The organism is Shewanella sp. UCD-KL21, assembly GCF_001957135.1.
GTDB lineage: Bacteria > Pseudomonadota > Gammaproteobacteria > Enterobacterales > Shewanellaceae > Shewanella.
In genome coordinates, this window is record NZ_MPHK01000005.1 from 48854 (window position 1) to 73955 (window position 25102).

Below are 25102 nucleotides of genomic sequence, written 5' to 3' on the forward strand. Positions count from 1 at the left end.
TAAGCACGAGCAAACATTATGTATCAGCAGCACTTTGGCCTGAGTCAGTTACCGTTTACGCTAACACCAAATACTCAGTTTTTCTTTGGTTTGACGCCCCATGTGGAGGCGTTACAAGTGCTGCAAACAGCCATTGCCAATGGTGAAGGTTTTATTAAAGTTACTGGCGAGGTGGGCACAGGCAAAACGCTGATTTGTCGTAAGTTGATGAATGATTTACCGACTAATTATCACTGTGCCTATGTGCCTAATCCTTATTTAACCCCTGACGAGCTTCGTTGGGCGTTAGCGGCGGAGCTCGGGGTTTTATTAACTGAAAACCTAAATCAGCAGCAACTTACCAGCTTAATTCAAAGCCGTTTACTTGAGCTCAACAGCCAAGGCTTTAAAGTGATTCTGGTGCTCGATGAAGCTCAAGCTTTACCTAATAACAGTTTAGAAACGCTGCGACTCTTTACCAATTTAGAAACTGAAAGCGCCAAGTTAATTCAAGTCGTATTATTTGGCCAGCCAGAGCTAGATGAGCGCTTACAAGACCCAGCAATACGGCAGTTAAAACAGCGGATCACCTTTAGTTATAACCTAAGGCCGTTAGTGTGGGATGAAATTAAAGCTTACCTTAACTATCGCTTAAGTGTTGCAGGCTACCTAGGCAAAGGTTTGTTTAGTGATAAAGACATTCAATTAATCGCCCAAGCGGCAAGAGGCATACCACGGTTAGTTAATGTGATTGCTAATAAAGCCATGTTGCTGTGTTATGCAGAAGGGCGAGCGCAAATAAGTACATCACATTGCCGCGCCGCCATTGCTGATACTGAGGACGCCACACATCTAGCGCCCAGCAATACCATAAATGCTTGGGTATTTTTTATCTTAATTATTAGCGCATCACTGACATGTTTATATCTTGTCGATGTTGACTGGTTAGCTGTTTTAAGTGAGTCAATATGAGCGTAATCAATAAAGTTTTAAAAGATTTAGATAAGCGCCAGCAAAACGCAGTAGATGAAAATAGCGCTGCCAACTCGACTGAGGCTTTTGTTACCCCAAAAGTACAGTTCCACAGTCAGTTGCAGCCAGAATCAACATCTGCCTCAGCAGTGGGGTCGAACCGAGGCTTATTCATTGCGCTGGTGATGATCATTACCATGTTGATATTAGGCTTTATGCTCTATCAACAAGGTAAGCAATTACAAAATCTGCAGCCTTTGGCTGAGCATAATCTTCAGTCTAAGGCTGATACTAGCAATGCCAGTGCGAAGGTAACCATAGCGCAGCAAGAGAGTGAGATTAAAGCCTCGGATCAGCTTGCAGGCGCTGAGCTAAAAGAAAGTGAGCTAAATGAAGCTGATGCTAACCAGCAATCAAAGCTAGCAAATGTAGAGTTAGTTAATGTAAAGCTAGTAAATGAAGAGTTAGCTGAGCAACAAGACATAGTCGTTAGCGAGCCAGCAAGCCTCATCGCAGAAGCCAAGGCAGTAACACAACACCAAACGCTGGTTGAACCTGAAGCCGTCAACGTGGCTGAAAAAACGGCGGATGTAAAAGTGCGTTTTGCCCAAAATCGCCGTTCAAGCAGCAGCGCAGCCGTAACGGATATAAAGACGCCAGCGACTAAAACCATGGCAGCCAATACTGCAACCGTGGCCAATGTAAATCAAAAAGGTCACATGGCGGTTAAAGAAGTGACCTTAACCAATGAACAATTAGCGAAGAAAAAATTTGATGTAGCAGAAGTGGCTGAGCAGCAGCAAAAAATTGATCAAGCGATTAAAAATTATTATGAAGCTTTGGTGCTGCAGCCTTCTATGCATCAGGCAAGAAAACAACTCGCCGCACTGTATTACTCGGTCAATAACTTAGGCAGAGCTGAACAGATTTTAGCCCAAGGGGTGAGCCTTTTTCCTGAAGAGGTTGAATTAGCCATCTTAAAGGCAAAAGTGCAAATCGCCGCGTTTAGTCCCAATAAAGCGCTCAATACCCTGAGTGAGATAGACGATAACAGCGAATGGGCCAGAGACAAGTGGATGTTACAAAGTGATATTGCACAACAAGAAGGTCAATTTGCACTGGCAGAAGCGGCTTATCGCTCATTACTGACCATTGAACCCTCGCAAGCGCGCTGGTGGATGGGCTTAGCCTATGCGTTAGATTCACAACAACAATATCCTCAGGCGGCAGATGCTTATCGAAAGGCAATGTCATATAGAGGTTTATCAACGGGTGCTATGACTTATATAGAGCAGCGTTTAATTCAACTAGGAGGTAGCCAATGAAACCTAAATTGAAAATGCGTTTGGGCGATCTACTAGTTCAAGAACACATTATTTCAAACGATCAGTTAATGCAGGCATTAGCGGAGCAGCGTAACTCCGGTAAAAAGCTCGGTCGTACTTTAATTGATCTTAACTGTATTACTGAAGATCAATTACTGAAGTTTTTATCTCAGCAGCTTAATCTGCCTTATTTAGATATCAGCCGACTTTCTATTCCTGCTGAAGTGGTCAGTTTGATCCCTGAAGTGCAGGCGCGTCGTTATCGCGCCTTAGTCGTTGAAGCCACAGATGACAGCGTGACCTTGGCCATGAGCGATCCGGCGGATCTGCAAGCTATCGATCACCTTGAAGTGTTTGTCGCACCGAAAAAATTGACCATTGCGGTGACGCCAGAGCGACAGTTACTGGATGCCTTCGATAACCTCTATCGACGCACCGATGAAATTGCAAAAATTGCTGGCGAATTAGAAGAAGAATACGCTGCCGATGACATGTTCGACTTGGCCAGTATCACCAACAGTGACAGTGATAATGAAACCACAGTGGTTAAATTATTACAGTCGATTTTTGAAGATGCAGTGCAAATGCGCGCCTCGGATATTCATATTGAACCCGGTGAAAAAGTACTGCGTATTCGCCAACGTATTGATGGCCAATTGCATGAAAACACCTTAGATGAAGTTAATATTGCCTCGGCATTAGTACTGCGTTTAAAGCTCATGGCTGGGCTTGATATCTCTGAAAAACGTATGCCACAAGATGGCCGTTTTAATATTGAGGTTAAAGGCCACAAAATTGATATTCGTATGTCGACCATGCCGATTTACCACGGTGAGTCAGTGGTAATGCGTTTATTGGACCAATCTGCAGGTTTACTGACACTAAATGAAACCGGGATGCCGGATCATATTCTGCAGCGCATTCGTAAACAGATTAAGCGGCCCCACGGCATGCTGTTAGTCACAGGCCCAACAGGTAGCGGTAAAACCACTACCTTGTATGGCATTTTAAGTGAACTGAACAAAGCCAATACCAAAATCATTACTGTTGAAGATCCGGTGGAATACCAATTGCCGCGGATCAACCAAGTACAGGTAAATCATAAGATAGGCTTAGATTTTTCCAGCGTACTACGCACCACATTACGTCAAGATCCCGATATCATCATGGTGGGTGAGATGCGTGATCAAGAAACCGTCGAAATTGGCCTTCGAGGCGCATTAACCGGTCACTTTGTATTATCAACTTTGCATACCAATGATGCCATTACCAGCGCGCTACGTTTATTAGACATGGGCGCAGCCAGTTACTTAGTTGCCAGTGCGCTAAGGGTGATTATTGCCCAGCGGTTAGTGCGCCGTGTGTGCGCGAACTGTGTGACAGACTACCAAGCCACAGCAGGCGAATTAGCCTGGATTAACGCCGTCAGCAAAAAAGATCCTAGCCACGCCAACTTTAAAGTAGGTACAGGTTGTCAAAGCTGTAATGGCTCCGGCTACCGTGGTCGTATTGGTATTTTTGAAATTCTTGAGCTTGATGATGCCATGGTGGATGCAATGCGCACCGGTAATCCGCAAGACTTTGCCCATGCGGCTAAACAAAGCCCAAGCTTTGTACCGCTGGCCGATTCAGCCTTTGAATATTTATTTAATGGTATGACAACCATAGAAGAGGTGGCCAAACTGGTTGAAGATGTTAGTGAGCAACGGATGGAGCCCCCAGCGCAACATGATATGGGCTTAGGGGTTTAATTATGCCAACATTCCAGTATCGAGGCCGGAACTCCCAAGGCGCTGCAGTGAATGCCTTAATCGAGTCTGCAAACGAGAATAGCGCCGCAGATGCGTTAATGTCTCGTGGCATCATTCCCCTTGAGCTGCGTGAAGTAAAACCGACCAAGCCTTTTAATCTTGGCGGTATTTTTACTCAAAAGGTGTCGTTAGAAGAGCTACAAATTTTTACTCGGCAAATGTATTCGTTAACCCGCTCTGGCATTCCAATTTTGCGTGCGATTGCAGGCTTGGCTGAAACCACTCATTCTCAGCGAATGAAAGATGCCCTTAATGATATTTCAGAGCAACTAACCTCAGGTCGTCCGTTATCTGCTGCCATGAATCAGCATCAAGATATTTTTGATTCGTTGTTTATCTCTATGGTTCATGTGGGTGAAAACACCGGTAAATTGGAAGATGCTTTTATCCAGTTATCGAGCTATATCGAACGAGAGCAAGAGACACGCCGCCGAATCAAGTCGGCCATGCGCTATCCCATCTTTGTATTGATCGCTATTACTATTGCCATGGTGGTACTTAATATCATGGTGATCCCTAAATTTGCTGATATGTTTTCCCGTTTTGGCGCCGAGCTGCCATGGGCCACTAAAATTTTAATTAACACCTCTAATTTATTTGTTAATTATTGGCATGTAATGACAGTGGTTTTAGTGGCCATTATTGTCGGTATTCGTTATTGGCATCACACCGAAAAAGGTGAGCGACAGTGGGATAAGTGGAAGTTACATATTCCCGCCGTGGGATCAATTATTGAGCGCTCAACCTTATCGCGTTATTGCCGCAGTTTTTCGATGATGTTGGGCGCGGGCGTGCCCATGACTCAAGCGTTAAGTTTAGTGGCTGATGCCGTTGATAATAGTTACATGCACGACCGCATTGTTGCCATGCGCCGCGGCATTGAATCTGGTGAGTCAATGCTAAGGGTTTCAAATCACAGTGGTTTATTTACCCCATTAGTACTGCAGATGGTGGCAGTAGGGGAAGAAACCGGCCAAATTGATAAGCTACTTAACGATGCTGCTGATTTCTATGAAGGTGAGGTTGATTACGATTTAAAGAACTTAACCGCCAAGCTAGAGCCTATTTTAATCGGTTTTGTGGCTGGGATTGTATTGATTTTGGCTTTAGGTATTTATCTACCTATGTGGGATATGCTCAATGTGGTCAAAGGTGGCTAACTGTGCATAACGCAACAACCCATGAGTTAATTGCATAATGCAAAAGCAACAGCAATCAGAACGCAATCTGGTTAAAAGCTATATCCGTATTGTCAGCGTCACCTTAGCGCTAGTCATTATGGCGGTGATCGGCGCAAAACATTTTGCCAGCCTAGATACTATTGGCGCGCAAAGTATTCAGCGTGAACATAATCGGTTGCTATATGTTTTAGCAATGGTGAAAAGCCAGTGGCTCAGTCAGGGCAGGCCCCAGAGCTTGAAATTAACCTGGGAAAACCTAGCGCCAGACTCTGTGAATCAACAGTCTAAGGATGGCACGCTAGCAGAACAAGATAATATTATTTTGATGTCGACTTTTGGCAGGCCAATGCTAAAATCCGCCTCCCCACAGGGCTGTGTCGAGTTATGGCAACAATTGATGGCAAGCAACTTGCAAGATATGGGAGCTAGGGTAAATTACCAAACCGAATTAGAGATTTGTCATTTCGCAACAGTGCAAAGTGGCAGCATTAGTTATCAGGTTTCATCGGGGCGGGTTATTTTTACCGGATCAGATTAAATTTTAATCGATACAGGTGTTTAATCTACATTAAGTGCTAAAATTTATTTACATATAAGCTTTAGCTAGTTAACAATAGGCAATATGACTGCAGCTCAAATAGATGTCAGTCTCAATAGAGGTATTTTATATGAAAATGAAGCAACAAGGCTTTTCTTTAATCGAACTGGTTATTGTTATTGTCATTCTAGGCTTGCTAGCGGCAACCGCAATTCCACGTTTTTTAAACGTGACTGAAGATGCACAAAACGCCAGTGTTGAAGGTGTGGCAGGTGGCTTAGCCACCGCAGTTGGTTTTGTTCGCGCCCAGTGGGAAGTGGATGGTCGCCGTAATACCTCTGTTATTTTAGATGGCACAGTGGTGTCATTGGATACTCGCTTTGGCTTCCCGACAGGCAGTAGCAATAGTAGCAATACCAGTGTTACAGCAATGACTAACCAAACATGCCAAGAAGTGTTTGATAACGTATTGCAAAGTGCGCCGCGCAATGTGCTATTTAACCAAGATGCTCGTGATGAGCGTTATACTGTAAGAGTCCTTGGCGGAAGTGGAGGTTCTGCAACCGCAATAGACGGCACCACAGTAAATAACATTGATTTATGTGTTTATCATCAAGTGGCTTCATTAGTATTGAATGCAAATAATGGCATAGCTTCTCCAGCTCCTGACTTAGATACTGCTGGAGCAAAAGGTGTGACTTACAATCCAGGAACAGGCCAAGTATTAAGCTTTAGTAACGATTAGTTTAATGGTTAAGGTAATAAAACCTTAATCACTAGTAAGTAACAGTAAATTACTGAATAAGGATTATTCAGTAATGTTGTAAATACAATGAATTCTATTTTAAAAAAGGATCTGCATTATGCAAAAACAACAAGGTTTTACGTTAATTGAGTTGGTGGTGGTTATCATTATTTTAGGTATTTTAGCGGTAACCGCAGCACCTAAATTTATTAATCTGCAAGGTGATGCACGCGTTTCTGCGTTAGCTGGTATGAAAGCAGCAATTCAAGGTTCAAATACGTTAGTTTATTCCAAAGCTGCATTAGCTGGTCAAGAGAAAGGTGATGCTGCCGATGGTACTGCAACAATTGATATTGGCTCAGGTACAGCAGATCACAATATTGTGTATGGTTATACTGCTGCTACTCAAGCTGATTTAGAGCGAGCAATGGAAGTTTCTTTTGATGCTATTGCAGATGTTGATACTGGTAGCAATGATTGGATTATCGATGATACAACTGATGGTGAAGCGACTATATATCAACGTGGTGCACCTGATACTTGTACGCTGATTTATACAGAGGCAACCGATACAGATCTTCCAACTTATGAAGCTGTAACAGATCCCGATCTTTGCTAAATAAAATTTTCGGATAATAAAAGCCTGCTTATGCAGGCTTTTTTGTTTTTAAAAGAAAAATTTTGCCGCAGTGTAATCTTAGTAACACATGAAACTTATGATTGAGTGATAAAATTGTTGCCAGAAAGGGATAAGCTCGAATTATTTGGGCTGATGTTATTCAATTATATTCAAGGTTATTACATATGCAAAAGCAACAAGGTTTTACACTAATTGAATTAGTGGTGGTGATTATTATTCTGGGTATTTTAGCCGTGACTGCAGCGCCTAAATTTATCAATTTACAAGGTGATGCACGCGTATCAACTTTGCAAGGTGTTAAAGCAGCGATTCAAGGTGCTAATAGCTTAGTATATTCAAAAGCAATCCTTGCGGGTGAAGAAAAGAAAAATCCAGGTTCAGTAAGTATTGGTGCTTCAGCTAATGCTGCCACAGTATTCGGCTATATTGCAGCAACAAAAACTGAATTATTAAAAGCGGTAGATATTTCAGACGATGAATGGGATTTTACAGTAGTATCTGTTGCAGCAGATGCGCCTAAATCTATTGAGATAGTTCAAGTAGGCGCTCCAGCAGCTTGCAAGTTAACTTATACTGAAAGTGCTGGAGAGAATACACTCCCAACATTTCTAACATTACCTACAGCTTCAGATTGCTAATATTTAAATAGCTGTAAACTAAAGCCTGCTGTTGCAGGCTTTTTTTTGGCAATATTCCAGTGTTTAAGCTTATTACTGGCTAAAATTACCAATCAGCTAAATGGCAATTTTAATAAAGGATATCAAGACGTTTATGATATATTTTGCCATACTAATAACTGATTTGTATTTTGATAGGTGGTAATGATCTTTTCACTGGGGCTTAAACATAAACGCGTTCATTGTGGCTTTACTTTAGTGGAGCTGGTGACGACGATCCTCATTGTTGGGATTGTTGCTGTGTTTGTGATCCCAAGGCTCATTCCTCAGTCCAGTTATAGCGCTTATTCTTTGCGAAATGAATTTATCAGTGAGCTGCGCCAAGTGCAGTTAAGGGCGATGAATAACAGCGATCGTTGTTATCGTATTAGCGTGTCGCCATCGGGTTATCAGCTCAGTCATTATTCGCAAACCATTAACACCGCATCAGCAAGCTGTAATACCGCAAACCTTGTAAGAGTTGAAGTTGAGCAGCCTTTTCAGGGCGGCGCTTATATCGAGCTTGCCAGTAGCAATGCCACTAGTTTTAGCCTCGAATTTGATAACTCGGGCCGCTCAAACATTAATTGCTCAGGCTTGTGTTTTAATGCGGTAGCCGATGAAACCTTGGGTATTGCAATCGAGTCAGAGGGCTATATTCATGGCCTATAAATTATCCCCTTTTAATGCTTTTACGCCTAAAAAATCAGGCTTTACCTTAATCGAATTAGTGGTAGGCATGCTGGTTTTGAGCATTTCCATCGTACTGATGACTTCAATGTTATTACCCCAAGCCGATCGCGCCGTTGAAACACTTTCACGGGTTCGCTCAGCAGAGCTGGCCCATTCGGTAATGAATGAGATTTGGGGTAAGCGCTTTGATGAAAACACTGACGCTAATGGCGGTATACCTGCGTGCAATTCTGCTGCTGGGGTAGCTTGTTCAACCACGCTGGGGCCAAATGGTGAAAGCCGAAATAATTTCAATGATGTGGACGATTACAAAGGCTTGAATATTAACAGCCTGATGCTAGATTCAAACCAGAGCTATGCCGAAGTCTATTTAGGTTATGGTTTGGAAGTTGATGTGTCATACCTTAACGGTCAAGCTGCGAAATTAATTACTGTGGATGTCACCACACCTACTGGTGAAGTGATCACTTACCAAGCGGTAAGGAGTAATTACTAATGGGCATACAGCATCGGGCAAAAAGCTTGTCGAAATTAGGCGTTAGACAGGTCGGTTTTACCTTAATTGAAATGGTTACGGTGATTTTGATTTTGGGCATACTGGTGGTAGGAGTCAGTGGCTTTATTATTTTTGGTACGCGTATTTTTGTTGAATCAAGCTCGATTGATCAAGTGCTTAGCCAAAGCCGCTTTGCAGTTGAGCGCATGACCCGTGATATTCGTAATGCAGTGCCAAACAGTGTCAGGTTACGCACTGCAACTGCGGGCAATTACCAATGTATTGAGCTATTGCCTATTGATTCCAGCACCAGTTACCTTGAACTGCCAATTTATCCTGATGATGCCGAAACCACAGGTACTGTGATTGATAATGGTATTAGCATTAATGCAGGGCAATATGCGCTGGTTTACCCACTCGCGAGCAATAGCAGCGGCGTTAACGATGTATATCAAGCCAGCAGAAATAAGCGCTTTGAACTGCAATCAAGTTCAAGCTCTGCCAATATCCTCAGGTTAACATTTACTGGCCTAGCTCAATTTGCTGAGCAGTCGCCCATTAAACGTATCTACTTTGCCAGTCAGCCTATTAGTTATTGTTTTGAAAGCCCTATTGGCACTAGCGAGGTAAAACTTTATCGTTACGCTGACTATGGCTACATAGCGAGTCAGCCCGCGCCATCGCAAATGGGCACTGCGGTATTGATGGCAGAGAATGTCAGTAACAATCTGCTGCTAGAGCCTGCCATTAAACTGACTGAACAAAACCTAATGCGAAATGCCATAGTCCATATTGAACCCAGATTTAGTGTTAATGGCGAAACGTTCAAATATCAGCATCAAGTTAAGGTGACGAATGTTCCATAACCCTTTAAACAAGGCACTAAGCTCTAGTGGCTTAATAGCAAAACGTCAACGAGGCAGTGCCTTGGTGATTGCTATTTTTGTCTTAATTGTCATGTTTTTACTGGCGGGCACATTAATTCGGATGCTGGAAGATAGCGATGATGCTGTCAATCTTGAAGTGTGGGGCGCCAGAGCCTTATTTGCAGCCAATAGCGGCGCAGATGCTGAATTAGCCAGTTTATTTCCGGTTGCTGGTGGTATTGGTATTTGTAATTCAGTTCGCCACGATTGGATAGCGCCATCAACAGTGGGTTTTCACGGCTGTAGCGTTTCAGTGATTTGCACCCCGACAGTGGCTAACGGCGTGACCCAATACAGCATTCTTAGCTATGCAGTTTGTGAAACCGGTAATTGTAGTGGTGATGCTGCAACAACAGATTGCCTACGGGTTAATCGACAAGTTGAGGTAGAAGCCCGTGGTGAATAGATTGCTAAAACGTAGTGTCACAGCGTTAGTTATGTGTTGTTTTTTAATGATGCCAGCTTATGCTTTTGAAGTTATTGATCAAAGTGATATTTGGGCTGCTGTGGCTCAAGGGCACCGTGGAGACGATAATAATTCTAAGTGTGCTTCTGATGCACAGTTATTTATGAATAACCAAAGCCGTATAAATGGTACCAATGGTATAGATTTACAGTTTTGCTCCAGCAGCATCGGTAATGGTAGTGGCGAAAGTTGCGATACGGCTACTGGTGGTGACCGCACTTGTAGTATTACCGGTAGAGATATTCGTGGGCTAGGTATGAACGGCACTAATGCTTTTAAAGCAACTAACCGCATTGGTATTACGGCTTGTGCTAATAGCCAAACAAGCATAGGTAATGGTGGTCAAAATGAATTTTCGAGTATTAAGTTGAGCACTTGCACTGCGACTGTCACGAATGATTTCAACGAATATCGTTTTAAAAAATTAGAGGTGACAAACAGCAGTACTTTGATTTTAGCCCCAGGGGATTATTGGGTTGAAGAATTCGTTTTAGGTAGTGGCTCGGTCATAGAGTTACTTGGCGATGTGAGAATTTTTGTCGACCAGTCTGCTACTTGGAGTGATAGGGTAAAATTGAATGAAGGTAATAAATTTGAACTGCAGTTAATTACATATAATTCGTTAACATTATCCAGCGAGTCAGTCATTAATGGCTTGCTATATGTCGATAAAGCATTAGAAATGACGAACCAGTCAATTATCAACGGTCGTGTTACCGCTAAAGTTTTGAATATGACAAATAATTCTAAAATAAACGCTGTATCATTGCCACCAACGACTCCATTCCACATCCAATACGGTAAAGCGACCTCAACAGATGTAGTATTTGAGACGCCATTTCCAGCAGGTTCTACACCGCTAATCTTCTTAATGCCGACCATTTCTGAAACTGATGCAAATGGTGATGGCCCCGCTTCAGTTTTTTTAGAGAAAAATAGTGTCACCACTGCAGGTTTTAGTTGGCAGCAACAAGAATCGCCTTCACCCATATGGCGTCAGGTTGATTCTAAAAATATGCCTGAAATTCATTGGATAGCGGTGACGGAGGGGACCCATGCTTTATCAAATGGGACTCAGCTTATTGCCGGTACCGTGGCTGTTGATGATGCGCTAATAGGATCAAACTCACCTTATACCGATGTGACATTACCCGACAGCCAAGATATCTTTTTGCACCAAATACAAACTCAGGTTAATAATTGTTGGCTTACCACCACCTCGCAATTTACGGCTACTGGGGCTGAAGTTGCTTTAGAAGCATCTGAGGTTAGGGTGACAAATCCGAATAGGTGTATGGAAGGCCGTATAGATAACAATGAGCTTCAATCAGAAACCGTAGCCTATATGTCATTAAAGGCTGGTGACGGATCGATTGAGTTAAATGGTGAAAATACCAACTTTCACTTTGGGAATGCGCAGACCTTTACGGCAGCAAATATTCAGGACTTAGATTATCAGTGTAACTTCACCACGAGTTTAACGGGCTTTAGCAACGATCCAGTCTTAGTTTCAGGAAAAACTAGTCGAAATGGTGGTGATGGTGGCTGGCTGCGTCGATGTAAGTTGACTAATGATAGTGTCAGTATGGTGGTTGATGAAGATACTTATCGTGATACAGACCGCCGTCATATTTGGGAAAGTTATAGTTTCGTCGCATTAGAAAAAATAAAGCCACTAACTCAATGTTTCACTGATAATTTTAATCGAAGTAGTTTAGGTGATGATTGGATTGCTGCGAGATCAAGTGGCGGTTTTACACCGTCTATTGTGAGTAACCGTTTACAGCTGACTCAAGCTGCAGGTAATCAGGCAACTTCAACGACATACCAACGATTATTTCCTGCTGCAGATAATCTAATTGAAATTGAATTTGACCATGCCGCATATAATGGTAATGGTGCTGACGGTATTGCATTGGTGTTTTCTGACGCATCAATTACGCCTCAACCTGGAGCATCAGGTGGACCCTTAGGTTATGGCTACAAAAATGGCACCAATGGCTTTGCTGGTGGTTGGCTCGGTATTGGTATTGATGAATATGGTAACTTCTCTGCACAAGGAGGAGATAGCAATATAGGCCGTCGTCGTCAAAGTGTTGCAATTCGCGGCTCTGGCAGTGGTACCAGTGGCTATCCTTATTTACGAGGCACTTGTAATAACGGTACTACAAACACTTCAGGGAACTGTTTATCGCCAACTGTAGATGATAACAACACCAGCCCCGCTCATCGCTACAAAATTATTATTGACTCGAGAGTTTCTGGTCAATCATGGGTGTCAGTATCGCGCGATACAGGTAGTGGCTTTGAGGAAATTATTCCCTTATTTGATGTGCTAGATATTGCGACTCAAGATGACATTCCTGAGAACTTTATACTTTCAATAACTGGCTCTACTGGTGGCTCTACTAACATTCATACGGTTGATGATGTCGAGTTTTGTGCGCTTGATTCTTCACCTGTGGGAGTTGTGATTGATCACTTTGAATTCACTCATACAGGTGCAGCGTTAACTTGCAATGCAGAACCTATGACCCTCAAAGCTTGTGCTAATGCTGATTGTTCTCAAACTATCCCTGATTTTGTTACCGCAACTTTGAGCCCCACATCCCTTGCTACTGGCGGTGGTTGGGTTGGCGGTAATGTTGTGAGCTTTAGCGGCGGTAGCACCAACCTAGAATTGCGCAATAATGTCGCCAGCACAGTGACCATTGATGTAACAGGAGCCTCGCCTGGCGCTAAACCTTTTAGCACCACTTTATGTAGCATTGCCGGTAATACGCCCACAGCAGCGCAATGTACTTTTAATTTTGCTGACAGCGGCTTTATTTTTACCGTACCTGACAAGCTGGCGAATAAACCTGCCTCTGGTATTAGTGTTTCAGCAGTGAAAAAAGATGATGCCTCACAAGCGTGTGTGCCGCAATTTGCTGATGTGACAACAAATGTGGGCTTTTGGAGCGATTATGTTTCGCCGAGTTCAGTTATATCTGGGGCGCAAGTGGCGGTAACAGGTAATGGCCAAGCAACCAATATAGGGACATCAATTGGCGCGCGCACGCCGATATCACTGGATTTTGATGCTAATGGCGAAGCGGATATTAGCGTGAATTACCCCGATGCGGGTCAGGTGCAATTAAATGCACAATATGATGGCAGTGGCGACGAAGCGGGTTTAGTCATGGTGGGCGCGGACTCGTTTGTCAGCTTTCCTGTCGGCTTATGCGTTAAGCCTGTTGATACCAATGCCAGCTGCGCAGCGGGCGATAGCAGCTGCAATGTGTATAAAAAAGCCGGTGAGGAGTTTGATTTAACGGTTCAAGGCATGGCTTGGCAGTCTGATAATGATATCGATTTTTGTGACAACTTAACTACGCCTAACTATATCCATAGTGGGATGACTTTGGCCAGTGAGTTGGTGTCGCCAATACCTGGTGAGCAAGGCAGCCTTAGCCTTAGTGATTACAACCATCTTGCAGCAACCAATAATGTTAATAGCATTACTCAGTCTATCAGCGAAGTAGGCGTATTTGAGTTTACGGTTAAGTCGCCATCCACTTATGAAGGTTCAAGTTTTTACGATATCCCACTGGCAAGCTCGGGCAATATAGGCCGCTTTGTGCCTGATAGATTTACCATTAGTGGCGTGAGTGTGCTGCCAGCCTGTGGCGCATTTAGTTATATGGATCAGCCATTCCCACTGGCAATGAATATCAGTGCCTTTAATATTGGCAATGAAGTGACTAAAAACTATCAAGGCAACTTCTCAAAAGCCACCGCGCTATTGGTGGGAGAGGATAGTGATGATGGCGACGACAAACGTAATCGTTTAACTGCTTTGCCAATATCGGCAAGCTCATGGTTGCAAGGTGTGGCAACGGTTGATAGCAGTTATATGGCAAGCTTAAGCCGATTGGCAGCGCCTAATCAAGACGGGCCTTTTGACAGCTTTGATATCGGGGTTATTGTCGATGACAACGATGGTAATCTTGCCTTTGTGGCCGACCCAGATATGAACGCGGCCACCTCGGGCACTTGTGGCAGTAATTGTGATGCTAAATTACTTTCTACCCAGCGTTTTCGCCATGGTCGAGTGGTGATGGATAACACCTACGGCGCTGAAAATGACACCCTAAAAATGCCAATTCGCGCTGAATATTGGAATGGTAGTGACTGGGTAACTAATATCGAAGATAGCTGCAGTGTGGTTACGCCAGCACTGAGTCGTCAAACCGATGATGCAGCATTGGGGTATCAATTTGAGCCAGCTTTAACGTCTGGGCAAGCGATTGAGCGAACGGGTCAATCAAGCCGTTTTGCTAATGGTGAGTTTACCTTGTTATGGAATGCACTTATCACAGGCCCTAATGATTATAGAGGCCAAGTTAGCGCGCCTTTAACTGTGCCAGATTGGCTACAGTGGTATTGGGATTGGGACGCTTTATCTTCCACTACGCTTTACGATCCAAGAGCCAGTGCTTTTTTTGGTCGTTATCGCGGTCATGATCGGATTATCTATTGGCGTGAAGTCCGTTAGCTGCTGATTTTAGCCCTTAGGTTATTTGCCTTAATTTTATTAATACTACTTTTGAGCTAACGCTGACCCAAACTGACTGCTGTTAAGTCGTGAGTCTTGGTTATTGCGATTCCATGCGGGTTAGTTTTTGATGCTTTTTTCAGCGTTTATGGGCTGTTTTAAGTCAAAATTTAATTAATTTGCCTAATATAGAAAAAAAAGCCCTAGATTAGCGATTGTTAACCTGTTCGGTCTTGTGGAAAGCCAGCGGCATTGATAAAGTTACCTGATTTTTCTTTCTTCTGACGATACAGAATACAGGCTAGATACATGTTCAAAAAGCTGCGTGGCGTTTTTTCAAATGACCTATCGATCGATTTAGGTACGGCAAATACATTAATTTACGTTCGTGACGAGGGGATCGTGCTAAACGAGCCATCGGTGGTCGCGATTCGTGGCGAGCGTGGCAGCAGCGGACAAAAATCAGTAGCTGCTGTGGGTACAGATGCAAAGCAAATGCTAGGCCGTACTCCTGGAAATATTCAAGCAATTCGCCCAATGAAAGATGGCGTAATTGCTGACTTTTACGTGACCGAAAAAATGCTACAGCACTTCATTAAGCAAGTGCATAACAATAGCTTTTTCCGTCCAAGCCCGCGTGTACTTGTGTGTGTGCCTGTTGGGGCAACGCAAGTTGAGCGTCGTGCAATCCGTGAATCAGCCATGGGCGCTGGTGCGCGTGAAGTTTACTTAATTGAAGAGCCAATGGCAGCTGCAATCGGTGCTGGTTTACCAGTATCAGAAGCTACAGGTTCAATGGTTGTTGATATTGGTGGTGGTACTACTGAAGTTGCGATTATCTCGTTAAACGGTGTGGTTTACTCGTCATCAGTACGTATTGGTGGTGATAAGTTTGACGATGCCATCATTAACTACGTACGCCGTAACTACGGTAGCTTAATTGGTGAAGCAACGGCTGAGCGCATTAAGCACACCATTGGTACTGCATATCCTGGCGACGAAGTACTTGAAATTGAAGTACGTGGTCGTAACCTTGCTGAAGGTGTGCCAAGAAGCTTTACCCTAAATAGCAATGAAATCTTAGAAGCACTGCAAGAGCCGTTATCAGGTATTGTCAGCGCGGTCATGGTTGCATTAGAGCAGTCTCCACCAGAGCTGGCTTCAGATATCTCTGAGCGTGGCATGGTATTAACCGGTGGTGGCGCATTATTGCGTGATCTTGACCGTTTATTAATGCAAGAAACCGGAATTCCTGTGATGGTTGCTGAAGATCCGTTAACCTGTGTTGCTCGTGGCGGCGGTAAAGCGCTAGAGATGATCGACATGCACGGTGGCGACTTATTCTCAGAAGAGAACTAAAGAGCGAACCAATGGCGGTGTATATTTTGACTTCTATAGCTAAAATGTCACCGCCTGATAATTATGAAACCAATTTTTGTTCGTGGTATATCGCAACAATTTAGATTAACACTGGCAATTATCTTGTCGGTGGTATTGCTTATCGCTAATGATCGCCTCGATCCTATCCGTCAGTCCATTTCCTCTGTTTTAAGCCCGCTTCAATATTTAGCTAATGTCCCCGGTGTGTTGCTGGATTGGTCAGCTGACTCTATTGCTACCCGCAATATGTTGGCGATACAAAACAAAGAGTTAATGCGCCAACAATTACTGATGTCTGAGCGTTTACAACGTTTTGAACACCTGCGACAAGAAAATGAGCGTCTTAGAGCCTTACTTGGCTCACCGGTGCACATGGACTCGCGTAAAGTGGTTGCAGAAGTGATGGAAGTGGCAAGCGATCCTTTCAGGCATTATGTGGTACTTAACCACGGCGCTCGCACAGGGGTGTTTGTCGGCCAGTCGGTTGTCGATGCCAAAGGCGTTGTCGGCCAAGTGGTTGAAGTGAGTGAGCTTACCAGTCGAGTATTATTACTAACCGATACCAGCCATGGTATTCCGGTGCGAATTACCCGTAATGACGTGCGCGCCATTGCTCAAGGCACCGGTGATATTGATGAAATCGAATTACGCCATGTGGCCAAAAGTACCGACGTTAAAGTGGGTGACTTACTGGTGACATCGGGTCTGGGTAAGCGTTTTCCTGAAGGTTACCCAGTGGCACGTGTGATGAACATTTCACGTGATGCGGGCCAAAGTTACTCGGTTATTTCTGCGCAGCCATTAGCGGCTTTAGATCGCATCCGTTATGTATTATTGATTTGGCCTGATGAAGACCTTGAGTCTCCCAAGCCAACATTAGTTTCCGATATTCCTCCCCTTGAGGCCGATGCTGAATTAGAGACCGAAACTGAGGTGAGCCAATGAGTGCGCATATTGCCAATGGCCGCATGGTGGTGTTGATCACCATCTTTGTCAGCATGATGTTTCAAATCATGCCGCTGCCACCCATTGTTGAAGCGTGGCGACCCGATTGGTTGTTAATGGTGATGATTTATTGGGCGATGGCATTGCCTCATCGTTATAGTGTGCTTACTGCGTGGGTACTTGGGGTGCTGCTGGATGTCATGCTTGGCGCGACCTTAGGCGTGCGCTCGTTAGCGTTTTCGATTGTCATTTATCTTATTGTGATCCAATCCCAAAGGTTACGTAACTTTACCCGTTGGCAGCAGTCTATATTAGTGGCGCTGTTTGTGTGTTTATATCACTTTATTATTTATTGGGTTGAATTTGTGGTTAACGGGGTTGGCTTTGATTGGTCAATGTTCTTACCTGCGATCTCCAGTATTTTTATGTGGTGGTGGTTTTTTTGGGTGTTACGCAACATTCGTCGACGTTATAAGGTTCGCTAAGTATGAGTTGGGTTCTTGCTTCAACATCACCACGCCGTAAAGAGTTACTGGCCCAAGCTGGGTTTTCAGATACTGGCTTTTCTTTTGTGCAGGTGGCACCTGATATTGATGAATCGCATATTGCTGGCGAGTCAGCCGCCGATTTCGTGCTGCGATTAGCTAAAGAAAAAGCCGCTGCAGGCTTAGCTTTATGTACTGAAATCGACGATGCCAAAGTATTGGGCTCAGATACCATTGTCGTGCTAGGTGAGCAGATTTTAGGTAAGCCAGTAGACAGACAAGATGCTCAGGCTATTTTAGCGTCATTGTCTGGGCAAACCCATCAAGTGATGACCGCCGTTGCTGTGACTAATGGCACCACAACCCTAACAAGGCTTTGCCAAACGGCGGTGACCTTTTGTGAGCTATCAGCCGAGACGATTGATGCCTATATTGATACCCAAGAGCCAATGGATAAAGCCGGAGCTTATGGTATTCAAGGATTAGGTGGCTGCTTTGTACAGGCAATTACAGGCAGTTATTCAGCCGTGGTCGGGTTACCGTTAGTAGAGACTCGCGAGCTACTAACTGAAATGAATCTGATTAAATAACACTTCTTTAGGTTATCTGTCTTTGACACTGAGCTGCAGACGTTGGCTCGATAACCCATATCGTATAACAAGACGTTAAACAGGTGGCTTATGCAAACTAAAGCTCAACGTAAAAAAGGCTCTGAATTACTGATTAACGTGACGCCAACAGAGGCGAGAGTCGCGCTGGTTGAGCATGGCGTTTTGCAAGAAGTTCACATTGAACGACGCATGAAGCGTGGTTTAGTGGGCAATATTTACAAAGGAAAAATCAGTCGGGTTCTACCTGGCATGCAAGCTGCTTTTGTGGATATTGGTCTGGAAAAAGCTGCATTTTTACATGCTTCAGATATTGTTCCCCATACCGAATGTGTTGCCGATGTTGAAAAAGGCAACTTTGTGGTGCGTGATATTGCCGAGTTAGTCAGGCAAGGTCAGGACATCATAGTACAAGTCGTCAAAGATCCTCTTGGCACTAAAGGTGCTCGTCTCACCACAGATATCACTTTGCCATCACGCTACTTAGTCTTTATGCCCGGTTCAAGCCATGTAGGCGTTTCTCAGCGTATCGAAGAAGAGACTGAGCGGGCTCGCTTAAAAGCGATTACCGAACCTTATGTCGATGAAGATGGCGGCTTTATTATTCGCACCGCTGCTGAAGGCGTGGGCGATGATGAACTGGCGCAAGACGCGGCGTTTTTGCGTCGGGTATGGAAAAAAGTCTGTGAACGTAGAAAGCGTAAAGGCGCGACCTTGTTATATCAAGACTTAGCGCTGCAGGTACGGATTATTCGTGATTTTGTTGGTGCTGAACTTGATCACATTCAAGTGGATTCTCGGCGCACGTTTGCTGAGCTGCAGGGCTTTGCCCAAGAATTCATGCCTGAAATTGCAGAAAAACTTGAGCATTACTCAGGGCCAGCCCCGATTTTTGAACTCTATGACGTTGAAAATGAAATTCAGCGCGCATTGGGGCGTAAAGTCGAATTAAAATCTGGCGGTTATTTAATTATTGATCAAACCGAAGCCATGACCACGGTCGATATAAATACCGGCGCTTTTGTGGGCCATCGTAACTTAGCAGAGACCATTTTTAATACTAATCTTGAAGCCACTCAAGCGATTGCGAGGCAGCTGCGGTTACGTAATTTAGGTGGCATTATCATTATCGACTTTATTGATATGCTCAATGATGAACATAAAAAGCGGGTGCTGGACAGCTTAAATAGCGCTTTAGCGTACGACAGAGTTAAAACCAGTGTCAGTGGTTTTTCGGGCTTAGGCTTAGTGGAAATGACCCGTAAGCGCACCCGTGAAAGTTTAGAGCACGTTGTCTGCGGTGAGTGCCCAGCTTGTCAAGGTACTGGCTCAATGAAAACCGTTGAAACCGTGTCCTATGAAGTGTTTAGAGAAATCATTCGCTTAAATCGTGCCTATCAAGCCGATGAGTTTTTATTGTATTGCTCGCCAGCGGTTTATAAAAGCCTAAGCAATGAGGAAGGCCATTTATTAGCTGAGCTTGAAGTGTACATAGGTAAACGTATTCGACTGCAAAATGAAACCTTATATACCCAAAACAAGTATGACGTGGTGATGGTGTAGTGCCCAAGAGTAAAACCCTATTAGCTTGTAGAATATGCTTTCAATCAGTAGCCGTAGTCTTGGTACTATTCGCGCTAGCGGTCAGTCTTATCCGCGGTTTACTGCCACATTTACCTGAAGTGCGTTCAGAAATTGTTGATTATTTATATCAGCAATATCAGCTTGAGGTTCAAGTGGGTGAGGTGTCTGCCGAGTGGCAGGCCTATGGCCCCGCTTTAACCGTCAGTAATATCGTGATCCCGCCGCAACAAGCTTTGCCTGTGACAGCGATTGCCAGCAAAGTACATTTAAAACTGGATTTTTGGCAAAGCCTGCTTAGTCTTAGCCCGCAAATTGAAACGGTCAAGTTTGATGGCATTCATGTGGCATTGAACATGGATGCCCTTGCAAGCGCTGAGGCCACAGCAACTACTGCCACGGATCTTGATTGGCTCTACGCGCTATTGTTAGAGCAACTAGAGACCTTTTCAATCAGTGATGGCACCTTACAATTACTCAGTAACAGCCATGATTATCGGCCGATATTTATTAGTAATTTAACTTGGCATAATATGGCGGGCATGCACAAAGCGAAAGGTTTTGTGCATCTAGATGAACAAGCATCAGCAAAAGAATTACTGGCGTTAAGAGTTGATTTAGAAGGCAGTGGTTATCAACCCGATAATCTTAAGGGCCAAGTGTATATCTCGGCTGAGTCGTTGGACTTAGGGGAATGGGCATCAAGACAGCATGATAAAGAGTTAAAGCTTGATAGCATTGAATTTGAAGGCATTGTAAATTTAAAAGCTTGGCTCGGGTTTGAGCATCGCACCATTAATACCGGTTTATTAGTCTTTGAGCCAAGTTGGCTACAATGGCATGGGGCCACTGAATCGCAGAAGTTTGAAATTGGTGGCGGCGCGTTAACCTGGCAACCCAATGATAATGGCTGGCAGATTAATAGCTATGACCTTGATTTAAAATCTAATCAGCAAGCTTGGCCTGAGTTACAGCTGTCTTTAAAAACTAACTACAGTGACTTGTCGGTGAGCGTTAATCAAATCGCCCCAGAAATGCTGACACCATTATTGCCGTTAATCCCGTCTATGGGCCTTAAAGGGGTTGAGCAATGGAGTAAATTGCAACCTCAGGGCAGTATTGGGCCGCTGCAATTACTCAAAGTTGCCGATAAACCGTTATTGTTTAAAACTGATATTAAACAGCTGCAATGGCAAGCTGCGGGAAATATTCCCGGCAGTAAGCCCATTGATGGCAGTCTTTCTTGGGCTAACGATCTATTAAGTGCCGAGTTTCCTGCGCAGCAATATCAGCTAGATTTCCAAGATGGTTTTGAAGCGCCGCTAACATTATCGGCTGATGCTTTTAAAGCGCAGTATAGTTTAGCTAAATCACGGCTGAGCTTAGCCAATATTCATTTTTATAATGATGATATTGATCTCGCCGCGTCAATGCAGCTGGATATGGCTGCGCAAGCGCACTTGGCGTTAAATGCCAATGTGGCTATCAGCAATGCAGCCAATGCCGGGCGTTATTTCCCCCTTAAAACCATGAGTGATAGTTTAGTCGACTACCTTAATCAAGCGATCCTCAAAGGTCATATTCCTGATGCGCAGGTTGTGTGGCATGGAGATCTTAGCGGTTTTCCTTATCAAGACAGCTCAGGTATTTTTCAAGCCGGATTTAACCTAAATGACGGCGCATTTGAGTTTCAGCCTGATTGGCCGAAAGTTGATGATTTGAGCTTATATGCTTTATTTGAAAATGCCGCCATGGATATCATGATTAATAAGGGCAAATTATTAGACGTAAATGCTGCTGGCGCCCATGTTTATATTCCTTTTATGGGTAAAGATACCACCTTAAAAATTGAAGCTGAAATCGCGGCAACAGCAGCGGCTGCCAAAACGCTTATTGATAACTCGCCTTTGCAATCATCTGTGGGGACAACCTTGGATGTGGTACAAATTTCAGGGGATATTATCAGTGATTTAGATTTGACCATTCCGCTGTATGAGGGCGGCGTTGCTGACAATAAAGGCTTAATTCATTTTAACGATAATCAGGTGTTTATCGCCTCGCCAGGGCTTAATCTAGAAAAAGTGAATGGCACTGTGGCATTTATTAATGCCGAAGTTAACGGCAAACAAATCAACGCAGATTTATTTGAGCAGCCACTGACATTTGATTTTGGCACCAACAAAACCTCAGCTGATGATTTAGCTTTAAGCGTTGGTTTAAAAGGATTGTGGGATTTAGACAATCTACCTGATTATATTGATAACCCTTTATCTGACTATTATTCCGGTCAACTGGATTGGGATGGCGGGGTCACTATGATATTTGATCCCACAGGTTACAGCCTGCAAGTACAGCTTAACTCAGACTTAGTTGGCGCTGAATTATCCTTACCTGCGCCGTTTACAAAAGCTGCCGCTACGCCTACCCGGTTAAGTGCTGAGCTTATTGGCGATAATAAACAGGCCTCATTGGGGCTTAAATTAGCGAAACAAGCTGAGTTTTGGGGCGGCTTTAATCAACAAAGTGGTGATAATTTAGCCCATTATGATCTGATCTTGGGGCGTCAGTTTAAGTTAGGCGACAAGCTTGCCAAAGACCAAGGTCATATCATTATTGATTTACCTGATGCGGTGCTCACCCAGTGGCTGCCGATCATCAGTCAATTTACCGATAAGGCAACCTCAAGTATTGATCTTCCAGATACCACGGCTGCGGCACTGGTAAATACTGAAGAGGAAATGGCCAGTATTTTTGCCAATAAGCCTGCAGCTGACTCTGCCGTGGTTGATACTGTGACAGCCCATGCAGCGCAAACCTCTGCGCCCACTGAAAACCAGCCTAGCACCACAGAAGCGAGCCTAACGCCGCCAAAAGCTAGCTTTTTCCCACCGTTAACGTTAATTGATGCCAAGGTGGGTAAGTTAGATATTTTAGCCCAAGACTTTAATCAACTGAGTTTTAGCGCCAAGCCGTTAGAGCATGTATGGCGTTTTGATGTTTTGTCACAAGAATTTGACGGACGAATTGATTTTTATTCCAGTTGGCGTGAACAAGGCTTAAAAATTGTAGCCAGTAAATTGCATTTAGCGCCGACGGTTAAACCTGCAGAAGAAGCGGTATATAGCCTTAATAGCATGCTTGATAACTTGCCGCCACTAGCTGTGGATGTTGATGATTTTGGCATCTACGATAGGCGTTTGGGTCATTTAGTGCTGCAAGGGATCCCTTATGAAGACGGTTATCGCTTTCAAACATTGACCCTCACCCGGCCCATTGTTAGCTTGCAAGCTACTGGCGATTGGACTTTTGAAGACGGCAAAAACCTGACTAAGTTTGACGTTAAATTAACAGCCAGTAAATTTGATGCATTGTCAGAAGCCCTCGGCATTAATCCTGGATTAAAAGACGCGCCACTGGATATGGTTGGCGAGTTTTCTTGGCAGGGGCCACCTTATGGGTTCTCATTAGACACCCTAAACGGTAAATTACGTTTTGATATGGGCAAAGGCTACTTATCTGAAATCAGTGACAAAGGTGCGCGGATATTCTCGCTATTTAGCTTAGATTCTATTGTACGTAAATTGTCTTTAGATTTTTCAGATGTCTTTGGTAAAGGGTTGCACTTTGACTCGTTCGGCGGCTCGCTTAATATTGATAATGGTGTGGTTAAAACCACCGACACCGAAATGGATGCTATTGCCGGTAATATGAAAGTACGTGGTTATACCGATTTAACCACCCAAAGTTTAAATTATGATATTCGCTTTATTCCGCAATTGGCATCAAGTGTGCCGACAGTGGTATTGCTTAGTACCAGCGCATGGACCTTAGGTCTAGGGGCCTTTGCATTGACCAAGGTGTTAGAGCCTGTGATTGAGATTATTTCTGAAATTCGTTTCCGTCTTGGAGGCACTATGAGTGATCCACAATTGGAAGAGTTAGAGCGAAAAAGTAAAGAAATAGAAATTCCAGAATCAATTTTGCCAAGAAAGCCTACAACCCAAGTCAGCCCTGATAAACTCGATTCTGATATGGTTAGCTCGGAAAACGTTAGCCCTGAAGCGGTGAGTGCAGAAGTAAATCACTCTGAAAATCAGCCGAATGCAACTGATGTTAATAAAGCAGATGTTAATGAAGGACATGTTAATGACGCTGGTGTTAATGACGCTGGTGTTAATGAAGCAGATGCCACTGACAAAGACCTAAAAGCAGATGAAGCTGCCACAGAGGCTGCAGCCAATATCGTGTCCTTTAGCCACTATCATCGACAATGCCAAGGAGGCGCCAATGCAAGTCAGCTTATTGCAATGTCAAAGCAGCAGAGATGTCAAAGCCAATCTGGCCTTTATCGACTCGCAGCTTAGGGTATTACCGCGAAAGGCCAACGAGCCGCAACTGGTAGTACTGCCTGAGTGCAGTTTGCTATTTGGTGGTCACGAACAACAGCAATTGGCCGTAGCGGCTGTGGATGAATCCAGCAAACTTAAACAGCAACTGGCCGCATTAGCTCAGCGTCATCATGTTTATATGGTGGCCGGAACCATCCCGATTTCTGCAGATGCAGCTAGGGTCTATAGTCGCAGTTACTTATTTGATGATGAAGGCAATACATTAGGCAGCTATGATAAGTTACACTTATTTGATGTTGAGGTTGCCGATAAAACTCAATCCTATCGAGAAAGTGATACCTTTTGCCCAGGCGATCGTATCACTGTAATCGACACGCCATTTGGCAAAATAGGCTTAGCCATTTGCTACGATATACGTTTTGCTGACTTATTCAGGGCATTACGCTTAGCGGGGGCAGAAATTATTGCCTTGCCATCAGCGTTTACTAAGGTGACTGGTGCCGCCCATTGGCAAACCTTGATCCAAGCAAGGGCGATTGAAACCCAGTGTTATTTTCTGGCAGCCGATCAATGGGGTCAGCATAACCAAGGTAGCCGAGAAACCTGGGGCCAAAGTATGATAGTAGACCCTTGGGGCAGGATTATCGCTGAGAAAAAGACCGGTCTAGGTTGGGTGCAAGCCCAGCTTGATTTAACCGCCTTAGCGACCATAAGACAACAAATTCCAGTGGTGGCGCATAATCGTTTTATCGCGCCCCAGTTAAAATAAATACTGAATTAGCAAACATA

General features: G+C 44.0%; 20 protein-coding genes. All 20 read left to right on the plus strand.

Translation table 11 applies throughout. The annotated features are described in order from the left end of the window. Positions 1-18 precede the first annotated feature (18 nt). The 20 genes from BM739_RS06120 (at position 19) to BM739_RS06215 (ending at position 25082) form a co-directional block, all read left to right on the plus strand. The gene (locus BM739_RS06120) at positions 19-951 is read left to right on the plus strand and encodes an ExeA family protein (protein WP_076538527.1); all 933 of its coding nucleotides are present in this window, start codon (positions 19-21) and stop codon (positions 949-951) included. After that, on the plus strand, positions 948-2276 hold the full coding sequence (locus BM739_RS06125; RefSeq protein ID WP_076538529.1) for a lipopolysaccharide assembly protein LapB: 1329 nt from the start codon (positions 948-950) through the stop codon (positions 2274-2276). Before BM739_RS06120 ends, BM739_RS06125 begins: the two co-directional genes overlap by 4 nt. Beyond that, complete coding sequence (locus BM739_RS06130) at positions 2273-4027, plus strand: GspE/PulE family protein (protein ID WP_076538531.1); 1755 nt, start codon at positions 2273-2275, stop codon at positions 4025-4027. The genes BM739_RS06125 and BM739_RS06130 overlap by 4 nt, the downstream gene beginning before the upstream one ends. Before the next feature lie 2 nt (positions 4028-4029). Continuing rightward, positions 4030-5247: a type II secretion system F family protein gene (locus BM739_RS06135; protein WP_076538534.1), complete on the plus strand. Its 1218-nt coding sequence runs from the start codon at positions 4030-4032 to the stop codon at positions 5245-5247. A 37-nt stretch (positions 5248-5284) separates the two neighbouring features. Further along, positions 5285-5806, plus strand: a complete 522-nt coding sequence (locus tag BM739_RS06140; RefSeq protein WP_076538536.1) for a hypothetical protein — start codon at positions 5285-5287, stop codon at positions 5804-5806. 130 nt (positions 5807-5936) lie between these two features. Then, positions 5937-6551: a prepilin-type N-terminal cleavage/methylation domain-containing protein gene (locus tag BM739_RS06145; protein ID WP_076538539.1), complete on the plus strand. Its 615-nt coding sequence runs from the start codon at positions 5937-5939 to the stop codon at positions 6549-6551. A gap of 118 nt (positions 6552-6669) precedes the next feature. Next, a complete protein-coding gene (locus BM739_RS06150; RefSeq protein WP_076538542.1) occupies positions 6670-7170 on the plus strand; it encodes a type II secretion system protein in 501 nt (166 codons plus the stop codon). 185 nt (positions 7171-7355) lie between these two features. Then, positions 7356-7829 carry a type II secretion system protein gene (locus BM739_RS06155; RefSeq protein ID WP_076538544.1) on the plus strand — a complete coding sequence of 158 codons (474 nt, stop codon included), beginning with the start codon at positions 7356-7358 and terminating at the stop codon, positions 7827-7829. A 183-nt stretch (positions 7830-8012) separates the two neighbouring features. Beyond that, entirely contained in the window at positions 8013-8519 is a 507-nt protein-coding gene (locus BM739_RS06160; RefSeq protein WP_076538546.1) for a Tfp pilus assembly protein FimT/FimU, read from the plus strand. Then, a complete protein-coding gene (locus tag BM739_RS06165) occupies positions 8509-9036 on the plus strand; it encodes a prepilin-type N-terminal cleavage/methylation domain-containing protein (RefSeq protein ID WP_076538549.1) in 528 nt (175 codons plus the stop codon). Before BM739_RS06160 ends, BM739_RS06165 begins: the two co-directional genes overlap by 11 nt. Continuing rightward, the gene (locus tag BM739_RS06170) at positions 9036-9902 is read left to right on the plus strand and encodes a PilW family protein (RefSeq protein WP_076538551.1); all 867 of its coding nucleotides are present in this window, start codon (positions 9036-9038) and stop codon (positions 9900-9902) included. Before BM739_RS06165 ends, BM739_RS06170 begins: the two co-directional genes overlap by 1 nt. Continuing rightward, positions 9892-10368 (plus strand): MSHA biogenesis protein MshP, encoded by a 477-nt coding sequence (locus tag BM739_RS06175; protein ID WP_076538553.1) that lies wholly within the window; start codon positions 9892-9894, stop codon positions 10366-10368. Before BM739_RS06170 ends, BM739_RS06175 begins: the two co-directional genes overlap by 11 nt. Further along, positions 10358-14965 carry a DUF6701 domain-containing protein gene (locus tag BM739_RS06180; protein WP_254843474.1) on the plus strand — a complete coding sequence of 1536 codons (4608 nt, stop codon included), beginning with the start codon at positions 10358-10360 and terminating at the stop codon, positions 14963-14965. Before BM739_RS06175 ends, BM739_RS06180 begins: the two co-directional genes overlap by 11 nt. A gap of 309 nt (positions 14966-15274) precedes the next feature. Next, the gene (locus BM739_RS06185) at positions 15275-16324 is read left to right on the plus strand and encodes a rod shape-determining protein (protein WP_076538556.1); all 1050 of its coding nucleotides are present in this window, start codon (positions 15275-15277) and stop codon (positions 16322-16324) included. Between the two features lie 63 nt (positions 16325-16387). Beyond that, a complete protein-coding gene (gene mreC / locus BM739_RS06190) occupies positions 16388-17290 on the plus strand; it encodes a rod shape-determining protein MreC (RefSeq protein ID WP_076538558.1) in 903 nt (300 codons plus the stop codon). Continuing rightward, positions 17287-17775, plus strand: coding sequence for a rod shape-determining protein MreD (mreD, locus tag BM739_RS06195; protein WP_076538560.1), 489 nt, complete (start codon positions 17287-17289; stop codon positions 17773-17775). Before mreC ends, mreD begins: the two co-directional genes overlap by 4 nt. Positions 17776-17777: 2 nt before the next feature. Beyond that, positions 17778-18365 carry a nucleoside triphosphate pyrophosphatase gene (locus tag BM739_RS06200; RefSeq protein WP_076538562.1) on the plus strand — a complete coding sequence of 196 codons (588 nt, stop codon included), beginning with the start codon at positions 17778-17780 and terminating at the stop codon, positions 18363-18365. A gap of 90 nt (positions 18366-18455) precedes the next feature. Further along, complete coding sequence (rng, locus tag BM739_RS06205) at positions 18456-19946, plus strand: ribonuclease G (RefSeq protein WP_076538564.1); 1491 nt, start codon at positions 18456-18458, stop codon at positions 19944-19946. Beyond that, positions 19946-24328 (plus strand): YhdP family protein, encoded by a 4383-nt coding sequence (locus BM739_RS06210; protein WP_076538566.1) that lies wholly within the window; start codon positions 19946-19948, stop codon positions 24326-24328. Before rng ends, BM739_RS06210 begins: the two co-directional genes overlap by 1 nt. Then, entirely contained in the window at positions 24252-25082 is an 831-nt protein-coding gene (locus tag BM739_RS06215; RefSeq protein ID WP_076538569.1) for a carbon-nitrogen hydrolase family protein, read from the plus strand. Before BM739_RS06210 ends, BM739_RS06215 begins: the two co-directional genes overlap by 77 nt. Positions 25083-25102 lie beyond the last annotated feature (20 nt).

Coding starts and splice junctions, on each gene's coding strand:
- rng (WP_076538564.1), top strand. CDS start 18,456: ATGCAAACTAAAGCTCAACGTAAAAAAGGCTCTGAATTACTGATTAAC.
- BM739_RS06140 (WP_076538536.1), top strand. CDS start 5,285: ATGCAAAAGCAACAGCAATCAGAACGCAATCTGGTTAAAAGCTATATC.
- BM739_RS06200 (WP_076538562.1), top strand. CDS start 17,778: ATGAGTTGGGTTCTTGCTTCAACATCACCACGCCGTAAAGAGTTACTG.
- BM739_RS06120 (WP_076538527.1), top strand. CDS start 19: ATGTATCAGCAGCACTTTGGCCTGAGTCAGTTACCGTTTACGCTAACA.
- BM739_RS06135 (WP_076538534.1), top strand. CDS start 4,030: ATGCCAACATTCCAGTATCGAGGCCGGAACTCCCAAGGCGCTGCAGTG.
- BM739_RS06170 (WP_076538551.1), top strand. CDS start 9,036: ATGGGCATACAGCATCGGGCAAAAAGCTTGTCGAAATTAGGCGTTAGA.
- BM739_RS06165 (WP_076538549.1), top strand. CDS start 8,509: ATGGCCTATAAATTATCCCCTTTTAATGCTTTTACGCCTAAAAAATCA.
- BM739_RS06145 (WP_076538539.1), top strand. CDS start 5,937: ATGAAAATGAAGCAACAAGGCTTTTCTTTAATCGAACTGGTTATTGTT.
- BM739_RS06155 (WP_076538544.1), top strand. CDS start 7,356: ATGCAAAAGCAACAAGGTTTTACACTAATTGAATTAGTGGTGGTGATT.
- BM739_RS06175 (WP_076538553.1), top strand. CDS start 9,892: ATGTTCCATAACCCTTTAAACAAGGCACTAAGCTCTAGTGGCTTAATA.
- BM739_RS06160 (WP_076538546.1), top strand. CDS start 8,013: ATGATCTTTTCACTGGGGCTTAAACATAAACGCGTTCATTGTGGCTTT.
- BM739_RS06185 (WP_076538556.1), top strand. CDS start 15,275: ATGTTCAAAAAGCTGCGTGGCGTTTTTTCAAATGACCTATCGATCGAT.
- BM739_RS06130 (WP_076538531.1), top strand. CDS start 2,273: ATGAAACCTAAATTGAAAATGCGTTTGGGCGATCTACTAGTTCAAGAA.
- BM739_RS06125 (WP_076538529.1), top strand. CDS start 948: ATGAGCGTAATCAATAAAGTTTTAAAAGATTTAGATAAGCGCCAGCAA.
- mreC (WP_076538558.1), top strand. CDS start 16,388: ATGAAACCAATTTTTGTTCGTGGTATATCGCAACAATTTAGATTAACA.
- BM739_RS06215 (WP_076538569.1), top strand. CDS start 24,252: ATGCAAGTCAGCTTATTGCAATGTCAAAGCAGCAGAGATGTCAAAGCC.
- BM739_RS06150 (WP_076538542.1), top strand. CDS start 6,670: ATGCAAAAACAACAAGGTTTTACGTTAATTGAGTTGGTGGTGGTTATC.
- mreD (WP_076538560.1), top strand. CDS start 17,287: ATGAGTGCGCATATTGCCAATGGCCGCATGGTGGTGTTGATCACCATC.